The organism is Mameliella sp. CS4 (assembly GCF_019392335.1).
Lineage (GTDB): Bacteria > Pseudomonadota > Alphaproteobacteria > Rhodobacterales > Rhodobacteraceae > Antarctobacter.
Window position 1 is genome coordinate 1 of the sequence record NZ_JAHXRQ010000047.1, and the last position, 11226, is coordinate 11226.

Consider the following 11226-nt stretch of genomic DNA (forward strand, 5'->3'; position numbering starts at 1 on the left):
AAGATGCGGACTTTTACTCCGCGACGGTCAGATCACCCGACCGTTTCCGATGTCCATTTTGTCTCCGGGATTCACACACACTATTTTGGGTGCCTATCATTGCAACGACTATCGCAATGATTGAATGCGAATTTAAAGCGCCAACGTTCTTCGGTCTGATTTTCTGCGATCCGCGCATCGCTGACGCTGGGGTTCAATCGGCAATCAATAGCATTGCGACGACTTCGAGGTGACACAATTTCAGGCGGCAGTTTGGATGCCCAAGTCTTGCAGCCAAGAGCACAGTATTCGAACGAGCCGTAATGGAAGGCAGAATTTCGCGATCGACGAGCGACGGCTATGTGAGCAAAGGCCTTCTTCAAACGATGTATGGTGGCCACTTATTCCTCCCTAAAATCAAAGCAGATCGGCGAACTGCTCAAGGTCCGCTACAGTGGCTACCAAACCCTGTTGGGTCAGGATTGACAGATACTCGTCAACGCTCTTGGGCGGGTTCTTGAGGCGCGCGCGAACTTTGCGCAGCGCTGAGCAGACCAAACCTGGCGCGAGAGAAAGCTGGTTCCGGAAAAAGTCATCGGGGTGCTGGGTCTCGATGCCAAAGGGCGCAAGTGCCTCCGGCGGGAAGTCTTTCAAATTCTGGGTTACGATGGCGTCGCACCGTCCAACGATTGCGGCCGCCAGAACGTGCCTATCATCTGCGTCCGGCAACGTAATGGCCGGCACCAATGCTTCATATCCGGTGACCAGACAGTCGCGTGTCGCCCTGTCCATCAAGTCGCGGGTTCGCTCCAGCGTCGCCCGCTCCCGATGAGGTTCATTGCGCAGAAGCGCGTCGATCCATTCCCGATGGATGTCAGCCGTCCACTTCGCCTTGAAAAGATCCGTGACCGCCAATTGCATCAGCGCGTCCCGCATGGGCGCAGGGTAGAGGACATTCGCGTCGAAAAGGACCGTGTACTGGCTCATTTCGAGCCATAGCCCATGTCCTGGTCCTGTGCGTCGGCGGCCAGTTGATCAAGGACGGCTTCGCGCTCGTTGTCGATGGCTGCCTTGTACGACATGACGTCTTCCATTCGGACACGGCGATGCTTGCCGACCTTCCGATGCGGGATACTGCCATCCTCGAGCAGTTTGATCAGGAACGGCCGCGAGACATTCAATACCTCTGCCGCCTGGACAGTCGAGAGTTCGGCGTTCTCAGGAATGATGGTGACGCCGCGACCGGCTGCCATCGCCTCGAGGACCTCCATGAGTAGCGCAACAGCGCCCGCAGGAAGTTCGATCGGTTCCATCTGCTCCGCGTCTGTAACGCGAAGCTTCAAGGGTCCTCGGGTTGCCGCAAAGCGCGACAGGGCCTGTCCGGAGACGCGCGCGATTGCCGCGTCCTGCGGAGTCGGTGGAAGATGCCGGTGTGCCAACATGTTCATGGTGGTCTCCTCTCCGTTTTGTACAGTCTACCACCATATATGAAATAAGTGCAACAAATGCATTAAGTGCACAGGACTTCTCAGGATGCTCTGCTGCGTGAGGGCTTTGGCGCCTTTGCCACCAACGTGATCAGCGAAGTCTGGAGCAGTCTTCAGTTCGTAGTCCGCCACATCCGATAGCGTCCTTGCCCGGTCACCTCACGGATCAGACCACGCGCTTCCATCCAGGCGAGGTTGCGCTGGACGGCGGCGCGGCTGGCACCGGTCAGAGCTTCGGCCATCGGGGCGGATACAAGGGGCCATTCGGTCAACACGGCGCGCAAGGCGCGAGGAGTCTTTCCCGAAAGTGAGGTCATCTCGGCTTCCGCCCGCACCGACCACGCTTCAATATCGTCGAGGTGCCGCATCGCGGTCAGACACGCCGTCTCCATTCCGTCAAGCCAGCGGGCTAGACGTTCAGCGGGTGGACCACCGGCGCGCAGCCCCCCTGCCCCGCCCATGGCTAGAGGTGTAAAGGCTGCTCCCTTACCCTCACTGGCCGCGATCCGCGCAGCTGTGACGGCCGCCTCCATTCGATCGCCTTGCTGCCCGAGTCCCGCGAGGCTCCAGAGGTGAAAGCCCAAGCAAGCACGGGTGATCGGGTGCAACTCGGAGGCTTGCGCCGTCAGGTCCAGCCAACCGCCTGCGCGATCCGCAAACGGTTCGGCCGCCTCGGCGAGGTTCTCGGGGTCGCGGCGGTCAAGGAAGGCGGAAAGGTCTACCTCCGGTCCCGGCCCACCGGATAGCCGCCGCACCGCCCAACCGACACGCGCGAGCACGGCAGTGTCGTCCTGTACCCCTGACAGGCGCATGGAGATCCAGAGCGCCAGCCTATCCGGTCCAATGCGGTCGCCCGCGAACCAACTCAGATCGGCAGCCTCGATCAGGGCCAGCCTGTGGCGCCAACCCTCCGGCCCGCGCCGCAGCCTATCATCAAGCGCGCCGAGCCGACCGGCCACACGGGCAAGACGCGCGGCATGGCCCGCCTCTGCCTTCCGCCAATCGTCGAGGACCTCGGTTTCACACGGTTCGACCCGTGGTCCGGGCGGCAAATAGTCTGGCTCCTCTTCCATTGGACCGGGCAGGAACCAAAGATCGTTCTCGGACGCCTGTTCCACCTCCTCACCGTCGAGGATGAGAGCATCATATTCATCATGTAACACGGGCGCTTGAGGCTTCATATGTGCAAAATATCTAAGTTATGCACTTTACCCAAGGGTTTTGTCGGGGTGCCTTCACTCACCTTATATAGCACGCACAGGCGATGGTCAGCGAGGGCTCTCTGATCGCGCTGACCGTACAGAAACCAAGGGCTTTCTGTTGAGCAGGGCCACAGAGTGCGCCCTTGCATCCGTTTACAAACGGTCGTTTATTGGCGCTATATGAAACTGCAAAAAGACTGTTTTGATGCCATTGATAGGCTATGCGCGCGTATCCACAGAGGATCAAACCCCCCTGCCCCAGTCGCAGGCCCTGAAATCTGCGGGTTGCGCCGAAATCTATGAAGAGCACGCCTCAGGCGGCAATCGCGCGCGGCCGGTGCTTGGGCGTGTGCTCGAACGCATCCAGAGTGGCGATACGCTGGTCGTCGTGAGGATCGACCGGCTTGCGCGGTCTCTGTCGCATCTGCTGGAAGTGATCGAGCGGCTGGAGGCCAGGGGTGCGTTCTTTCGCTCGATCCAGGACCCGATCGACACTGGATCCCCGCAGGGCAAGTTCACGCTGCAGGTCTTGGGCGCTGCGGCCGAGTTCGAGCGCGCCCTGATCCGGGAGCGCACCAAGGCCGGCCTCGCCAGTGCGCGCACAAAGGGCCGCGTGGGCGGAAACCCTGGACTGCGGGCCAAAGACCCTGCCGCTCTTCGCAAGGTGCGGCTAGCGCGACAAGACGGCTACATGGAGCGTCTGAACGAGACGGCACAAGATTGGGTGCCCCATGTGCGCCGGTTGCGCCCCGACTTGGCCTGGGAAGACGTGGTGCGCATCATCAACGGCCCCTTGCCCGAGGCGCGTCGCTGGACCCAAAGCCGTCTCTTGCGCGCCGTGAAGGCCTATGTCCGCGACGGCTTCCTGCCGGCCGAGGTGCTGGCCCGCGCCGGGCGCCGCGAAACCGACGACCGTCTGCCCGCCATCGTCGCCGGCATCAAGGGCGCGGACCCCGACATCACGCTTCAGGCGATCTGTACCCGGCTGGAAGCGATGCGCGAACGCACACCACGCGGGCGGACAAGCTGGCAGCCTTCTTCGGTCAAGATGCTACTGGAGCGGGCTGAGAGGCTGGGGCTGCTCGATTGAGATTCCCGAGAATCGCCCATCCGATTCTGCCGACTGATTTCTGTACGCACTCACAATACATCTTGTGGTCACTAGGTAGTTGGCAACGAGGTGTTGAAGTAGAGCGAGAGCGCAGTCGCCCAAGACGCTGATTTTTAACAGTTTACGGTCGACAGAAATCGGTGCCTTCAACGCCGCCAGGCCGCTCAACGGTTTGGTCTGGATTTATCCACAATATCTGTTAAGCTTTGCAAAACAATAAAGACTTGAGGGCAGTGATGAACGGGATACGAGCCTCCCAGAGATTTGAAGTCATGTCCAAGCGGCTTGGTAGTCGGTTGCGTGAACATGCGCAGGAAACCTTCCCACCGGACGCTCAGAAGGGCCTCCGACGCTTCGCCATGCGGGAAGCGGCTGAACTGCTTCGCATTAATCAGAATACCTTTCGCCATCATGTGTCAAACCTCGAAGGCTTTCCCGAAGGTGTCCTGGAGGGCGGCAACCGCCGTAGCTTCTCTGCAGAGGAGATGGTCGAGGCACAACGCGTACTTCTCGAGACTGGAAGGATCAAGCCAGAAGAACACCCGCACAGAAGACCGGGAGAGGCTTGTCAGGTCTTGACGATCTTCAACCTGAAGGGTGGCTCCGCCAAGACGTCATCTGTTGCCCATGTAGGGCAACTACTGGGTCTGCGCGGCTACCGGGTGTTACTGATCGACCTCGACAGCCAGGCAAGTCTGACAAACCTATTCGGGGTTACTCCCGAGCTGGATCCGGATATGCCGACGTCATACGATCTTATCCGATCCGACGATCCACTGCCCGCAACAGAGATCATTCGCAAAACAAACTTCCCGACCGTGGATCTGATCCCGGCATCCATGGACATCATGGAGTACGAGTTCGAGGTCGCCCTGAGCTTCAGACACGGCGCCACCACGTTCCATAGCCGCATCCGGGAAGCGCTTGAGCCCGTCCTCAACCGATATGATGTGGTAATATTTGACACCCCACCGCAGCTGAACTTCTCTGTGATCTCTGCCCTCTTTGCATCGACCGGGGTCCTGATCCCGCTCAACGCGTCGATGCTCGATGTCATGTCGCTGGCGAGCTTTCTGGGCATGGCGAGCAACCTGATGGGCGTCGTCGAGGCACACGCCCCGGAACATGGACTGAACTTCGTGCGAGTTCTGATCACCCGCTACGAAAATACGGATGGTCCGCAGGTGCAGATTTCGTCTCTGCTTCGGACAGTCCTCGGGGATGCCGTGCTGTCTGCCGAGTTCCTGAAATCAACAGCCGTGGGTGATGCTGCGAACACCCAGCAGAGCATCTTCGAGGTCGAACCTCGCGACGTGAACCGCAGAACTTACGAGCGCGCGATCGAGTCCGTCTCGCGCGTGACCGACGAAGTCGAACGCGAAATCCTGAAAGCATGGGGGCGTAGCCATGGCGCGTAAGGTCTTCGGGGACTCACTCAAGAACGCGATGGGCAAAACGCCGCCTTCAGACGACGATCTGGATGTGAAACGGACGAGCCCGACTGTAGCTCGCGCTCAAGCATCTGTGCTCGAAGAGGATAAACACGCCACGCGGCTGATCGACCCGACCGCCATACGGATGTCCGCGGTCATGGACCGCATCGATCCAAGCGATGGTCTGGATGAGCTTGTCTCGTCGATCCGCGAGCACGGTCAAAAGGTTCCAGTGCTGGTTCGCCGAACCGAGGACGGTGCGCTTGAGATCGTCTATGGACGCCGTCGGCTTCTCGCTTGTCGCCAACTTGGTCAGAAAGTGCGCGCTACGGTCATGGAGATGACCGACGAGGAAGCTCTCATTGCCCAAGGCGTAGAGAATAATGCGCGCCAAGATCCATCGTTCATCGAAAGGGCTCTGTTTGTCGCCGGAATCATTCGAGAACTTGGGAAAACCGACGAAACGCGCAAGAACGCTCAAACGATCGCGTATCGGGCACTTCAGATCGATGAATCGCTCGTCTCGCGGATGAACCGTATCGCTACGGGCATCCCGATGGAACTGATCCAGGCTATCGGACCTGCACACGGCGTTGGTCGACGGGTTTGGGAAAGGCTTTTCAGGCTGTGCGAGAAAGACGTCGCGAGAGCCCGAGAAGTTGCCGGCAAAATCCCTCGCAACATACCGGGCCCCGACCGTCTCGAAGCGGCGGTTGCCTTGCTGACAGCCACCAAACCATCGACGCAGAAGACACACCCCAGTGAGCGCGTGAAGATCGGCCGAAAGGGCAACCGTATCACCATCGATGTGGACGCGGATCTTGTCCCTCGTGTTGAGGAGGCAGTCCGGAAGCTGGTCATGGAGCTTCTTGACCGCGGTCAAGACGGGCCAGAGTGACGACCCCCGTGTCTTGACCGCGGTCAAGACATCAAAAGCAACGAGCAGAAAACGAAAGGAGGACCGGCTAGAAAAAGAAAGACCCCCCGAAAGCGATGCTTCCGAAGGGCCTCAATCAGTCTCGACACCTGATTGATACCCCCAAAACGAATCGATTTCAACACCGCTCGCGGTGAACGGGGAAGCTTTTTCTTCCGAAACACCATGAGACATGCAAATGAAACAACAACCGCCCTGGCGGAACGGATATCTCTGCCCTGCCCTAACCCCTATGAGCTTCTGGGCCCAGTTCGCGTACTGAGGAAGGAGCTCGGTCTCACAGCCAATGACCTCGCCGTTCTGACCGCGCTCATTAGCTTCCTACCCCGCAAAGAACGTGAGATTCAGGACAGCCAGCGACTTACGCTCACTGTCGTGTTCCCATCGAACGCTTCTCTGTCAGAGCGCGCCAATGGACTCGATGAGAGAACAATTCGACGCAGCCTGGGACGCCTCTCAGCTGCTGAACTGATCGAACGCAAGAATTCAGCAAATGGCAAACGCTTTCCGCTGCGGTATGGAGGCGTTATCAGAGATGCCTTCGGTATCGACCTGAAGCCCTTGATCGAGAGGTACGGCTCGCTCGCGACACAAGCCTTGCAGCTCACCGAAGAACGCGAGCGCTTGCGCTCACTGAAGGCTGAGGCGTTGGCCCTACGTGCTTCGCTACTCCAACAGACACGCTTCGATGAAGCAAAGCTCTCTACCCTCAACATGATCAGAAATGTCCTGCGTCGAGCAACATTAACCGTTGATGCAGTCCTGAGCGTTATCTCAGAACTTAGAGCCCTCGGAGCCGATACCGACGCAAGCTACGGTGAACACCATGCCGCAGAAAAAGCTGGTTCCGAAGATAATTTACAAGCTATCGAACACCGACCTTATGCACCAGAATCCAACGATCTGCCCGCCACAAACGGACAAAATGTCCGGCACATAGAGTCTATAAAAAAAGATATTAAAAAGATTGCTCCCTCTACGGTCAATCGCAGTGAACAAACCGCAAAAACCAAACCTACGATGAACCGAGACCCAGCACGCATGGCATGGGAGGATTTTACCCATGTTGCAGGATTTTTCCCAGAACCGCCGCGGACAGGAGAAGCCCTTACCCGCATTCTATACGAGCTCGGTCGATTGCTTAGAATAAGCCAAGACGAACTTCGGTATGGCATCCAGAAAGCTGGCGCGGGAAAACTGCTTCTCGTCTTCGACTACCTGATAGCAAGAGCAGACACGATCAAACACCCTGACGCCTATTTCGAAAGGATCCTACGCACACAACTTGCTCCCACGTGAACTTCTTGACCGCGGTCAAGAACGATCCTGAGAGGGAAAGGAGTGTTGGTTTGAGGGTGACGGGAAGCGAGATCGGGAGAGTGGCTTCCGGCGCCCGTTGTGGAGAAGATCTGATGACCAAAGCTGTTCGGAAAATCACCCTGTCCCCTTCGCGGGATATCCCTTTTGACAAGCTGGTGCTGAGCCAGTCCAACGTACGGCGCATCAAGGCTGGCGTGTCCGTCGAGGAACTGGCCGAAGACATCGCCCGCCGCGGTCTGTTGCAGAGCCTGAGCGTGCGGCCCGTGTTGGCTGACGATGGGACCGACACCGGCAAGTTCGAGATCCCGGCCGGAGGCCGCAGGTTTCAAGCATTGTCCTTGCTGGTGAATCAGAAGCGTTTGGCAAAGACCACACCCATTCCCTGCATCGTTCGCGATGCAGCGTCCGACATCCTGGCCGAGGACGATTCCCTTGCAGAAAACATGCAGCGCGTCGCCTTGCATCCGCTCGATCAGTTCCGCGCGTTTGTGTCCCTGCGTGACAAGGGGCAGAGCGATGCAGAGATTGCTGCCGCCTTCTTCGTGACGCCGCAGATCGTGAAGCAGCGCCTCAAACTTGCCTCGGTCGCCCCTGCCCTGCTTGAGATCTACGCCGAGTATGGCATGACGCTGGAGCAGCTCATGGCCTTCACTGTGAACCCCGATCACGCGCGTCAGGTTCAGGTCTGGGATGTGATCCATTCATCCTGGAACAAGGAGCCATTCCAGATCCGACGCATGCTGACCGAGACCTCGGTCCGGGCGTCAGACCGGCGTGCGGTCTTTGTGGGTGTTGAGGCCTATGAAGCGGCGGGCGGCACGATGCTGCATGACCTGTTCCAAGGCGATGACGGTGGTTGGCTCGAAGACACAGCCCTGCTTGATCGGCTGGTGACGGAAAAACTCCAGGCCGAGGCTGAGACGATTGCAGTTGAGGGCTGGAAGTGGATCGAGGTCGCACTCGACCTGCCCTACGGCTACAGCCACGGTCTGCGGTCCCTGTCCGGCGATCCGGCACCGATGACGGATGACGAAGGTGCGGCCCATGCCAAGCTGCTCGCCGAGTATCGGGCGCTGGAAGAGGAATACGCAGGGCAGGATGAAATCCCCGACGAGGTCGACACGCGGCTTGGCGTTTTGGAAGCGGAGATGGAAAAGATCGAATCCCGGCCGTTGATCTTCGATCAGACAGAGATCGGGCGGGCAGGGGCGTTTGTCACGCTCGACCGCTACGGCGCTCTGGCAGTCTATCGCGGGTATATGCGTCCAGAGGATGAGCCCGTTGACGAGACCGCGGTCCAGGATGGTACCGATTTTGCGATGGCGGGGCAGGGGGATGATCGTGATCTCACCGATGGCGATGGCAGTGTCGCTCATGGCGGAACCGTCATCATGTCGGGAGGCCAGCCGATCGGAGCTGACTTGCCGGAGGATGAGGATGACGGGGCGCTGAAGCCACTGCCCGAGCGGTTGGTCATGGAGTTGACGGCCCACCGGACGCTGGCGCTGCGTGAAGCGATCGGGCGCTCGCCGGATGTGGCGCTGACGCTGCTGCTTCTGAAGCTGGTGACGGACACCTTCCGCACCTCCTCTGCTTCGGGCAGCTGTCTCGAGGCATCAGTGCGTCACGTCTACATGTCGGCGCAAGCGCCCGATCTGAAGGACAGCGTGGTGGCCAAGCTGGTCGACGAGCGTCATACGGAATGGGAAGCCGATCTGCCGCTTGGCGATGATGCGGCACTCTGGGACTATCTGACGGTCCTCGATCAGGGCAGTCGGCTGGCCCTGCTGGCGCATTGCCTCAGCTTCGGCGTCAACGCGCTGCATGAGAAGGTGAACCCTTACGGGGCAGGCATCTCCGCAAGCGGTCTGACCCGGCGGATGGCACATGCCGATCTTGTGGCGCGTGCCACAGATCTCGACATGGTCGAGGCGGGCTGGGAGCCGACCGTCGACACCTATCTCAACCGCGTGCCCAAGGCCCGCATCCTCGAGGCCGTGCGCGAGGCGAAAGGGGAGGGGACTGCCCAGCTCCTCGATCACCTGAAAAAAGGCGAGATGGCCAGTGAGGCCGAGCGCTTGCTGAAGGGCAGCGGCTGGTTGCCCGAGGTCCTGCGCCGGAACGATCTCGTGGCGCTGGACGGTGAGGACTGTGCCGAAGGGCAGGGGGCGGATGCCGAAGCGACTGACAGCGTCAGTGAAGCTGACCTTCCTGCATTTCTGACGGATGACCTGCCTGCTGAAAGCGAGTCGATGCTGGCCGCCGAGTAACGAAGTCCAGCAGGGGGCGGATATTCCGCCCCCAATCACCCTATAGTGTAACAATATCAATAAGATGAGTGCAATTACTCGCATTCGGAATGAGGAATCATGTCTGCAACAACCATCATCGACACCGCACCCCTTGGGGCGCTCATTCGCTACACTGACGGCAGCCCCAAGCCACCGGCACGCTTCACCAAGAAGCTGGCGGCCTGGGAACGTTCGAACGGCGTTGGCCGTCTTGTGAAAAAGGAACCACCCCGGTCCTATCCGACATGGACGGCACCCGCGTCGTTCACGCTGCATGAGGGTAACTTCTCCTCGGAGGGGGTGATCCTCGTGACCATCATGCGCAGCCATTCGGTTGACAGCGCCCTGGTCTTCGAGGTGGCCGAAGAACCGAAGCCCGGGCAGGTGCGCGTGCTTCTCGACTTCGGCGGCAACACGGAGCTGCTGCATCTGGCGGAGTCCGTCACTGCGGCCGAGCTTTGGATCGCCAAAGAAGGATACCGCAACGCGCGGCTTGAAATCGTTGGCGATGAACAGGGCGAAAGGGCAGGGGGCGCGGACCTGGCCGCCTGAGCCCTGAGAATGCGTGAGGGGCCTGCCCAGGCGGCCTGCCTCGCACCAACCACTTGAACCTTGTCCCGCGCTGTCGCGGGGCACCAGAGGATCCATCCCCCCAATTCGGAAGTCTTCAACTAAGAGCATGGCCGGGACGCTGGCGGCGTTAGAAGCATCAGCGGGACAATTGGCTCCAGTCGTCAGGGCACCATCCCCCTCTCGCCATTCCCTTCCTTGGCCCGAATCCTGTCTTCGAGATCAACCCTCAAGGGGTCGGACTACGGGCAAGCCCGTGCCGCCGGGTGGATTCGGACGAGCCGAACGCACCCGGTGATGTCAGCCAGTCTTCGGGCCTGCGGGGTCCTGTCGCGCGGGGGATGGTCCCCCGCCTCCAAGACAGGAGCCAAACAGATGTCCCGCAAAGATGCACACGCCTTCGCAGCCTCCCTCGCCGCCACCCTCATGGTCTCGATCGTCGTCTTCCAGGCAGGCGATGGAACCTTCGGCGCCGTCCCCGCCGATGAAATCGACGGCGACGAGGTTCAGGTGTTGGTTGAGATTGACCCGTGGGCTTAGGCCCACGGTTACCTCGGCAGCCTCACGCGGTGGCGCAGACGCGCCTCCTGCCGCGTCGTTGCGCTCTCGCACGGTGCCGGTGAAATATTCGGAACAGTGGACCGCCGATGGCGCAGCGCCAGATGGCCTGAAGCTGTAGAGGTGCCAGTTGCAACGCGACTGCCACAACGCCAAGAATATCGACATGTCCGGGCCGGACCGAACATTAATTCTATCTTTCGGTGCTGCATGCAGCGTTCGAAGCGGCCTTTGCAATGTCATATGCTTTGATAGTTGAATTGACCTGCCCCTTTTTTCAGGGCCAGTCGTAAGTCGAGCTTGTTCCCCTTTTGCGTGCCATCATTCGGCGGCGTGAG

At 59.6% G+C, this 11226-nt stretch carries 10 protein-coding genes; 7 read left to right on the plus strand and 3 right to left on the minus strand.

Annotated elements, in window-relative coordinates:
- Positions 1-396: 396 nt before the first annotated feature.
- The 3 genes from KZZ07_RS25970 to KZZ07_RS25980 all read right to left on the minus strand — a co-directional run bounded on the left by KZZ07_RS25970 (position 397) and on the right by KZZ07_RS25980 (position 2647).
- A complete protein-coding gene (locus KZZ07_RS25970) occupies positions 397-966 on the minus strand; it encodes a PIN domain-containing protein (RefSeq protein WP_219519666.1) in 570 nt (189 codons plus the stop codon).
- Entirely contained in the window at positions 963-1427 is a 465-nt protein-coding gene (locus tag KZZ07_RS25975; protein WP_219519669.1) for a helix-turn-helix domain-containing protein, read from the minus strand. Before KZZ07_RS25975 ends, KZZ07_RS25970 begins: the two co-directional genes overlap by 4 nt.
- Positions 1428-1579: 152 nt before the next feature.
- Positions 1580-2647 carry a hypothetical protein gene (locus KZZ07_RS25980; RefSeq protein ID WP_219519671.1) on the minus strand — a complete coding sequence of 356 codons (1068 nt, stop codon included), beginning with the start codon at positions 2645-2647 and terminating at the stop codon, positions 1580-1582.
- A 226-nt stretch (positions 2648-2873) separates the two neighbouring features.
- On the opposite strand from KZZ07_RS25980, the gene KZZ07_RS25985 reads away from it, so the two are divergent.
- From KZZ07_RS25985 to KZZ07_RS26015, 7 genes are all read left to right on the plus strand, one after another.
- Positions 2874-3758 carry a recombinase family protein gene (locus tag KZZ07_RS25985; RefSeq protein ID WP_219519673.1) on the plus strand — a complete coding sequence of 295 codons (885 nt, stop codon included), beginning with the start codon at positions 2874-2876 and terminating at the stop codon, positions 3756-3758.
- Positions 3759-4051: 293 nt separating this feature from the next.
- Positions 4052-5197, plus strand: coding sequence for a plasmid partitioning protein RepA (gene repA, locus KZZ07_RS25990; RefSeq protein ID WP_157801980.1), 1146 nt, complete (start codon positions 4052-4054; stop codon positions 5195-5197).
- The gene (locus tag KZZ07_RS25995) at positions 5187-6110 is read left to right on the plus strand and encodes a ParB/RepB/Spo0J family partition protein (RefSeq protein ID WP_207020827.1); all 924 of its coding nucleotides are present in this window, start codon (positions 5187-5189) and stop codon (positions 6108-6110) included. The genes repA and KZZ07_RS25995 overlap by 11 nt, the downstream gene beginning before the upstream one ends.
- Before the next feature lie 204 nt (positions 6111-6314).
- Complete coding sequence (locus KZZ07_RS26000; protein ID WP_207020828.1) at positions 6315-7448, plus strand: helix-turn-helix domain-containing protein; 1134 nt, start codon at positions 6315-6317, stop codon at positions 7446-7448.
- A 113-nt stretch (positions 7449-7561) separates the two neighbouring features.
- Positions 7562-9739, plus strand: a complete 2178-nt coding sequence (locus KZZ07_RS26005) for a ParB/RepB/Spo0J family partition protein (protein WP_219519678.1) — start codon at positions 7562-7564, stop codon at positions 9737-9739.
- Between the two features lie 99 nt (positions 9740-9838).
- The gene (locus KZZ07_RS26010) at positions 9839-10312 is read left to right on the plus strand and encodes a UCP036055 family protein (RefSeq protein ID WP_219519676.1); all 474 of its coding nucleotides are present in this window, start codon (positions 9839-9841) and stop codon (positions 10310-10312) included.
- 393 nt (positions 10313-10705) lie between these two features.
- Positions 10706-10870, plus strand: a complete 165-nt coding sequence (locus KZZ07_RS26015) for a hypothetical protein (protein ID WP_165375273.1) — start codon at positions 10706-10708, stop codon at positions 10868-10870.
- Positions 10871-11226: the final 356 nt, after the last annotated feature.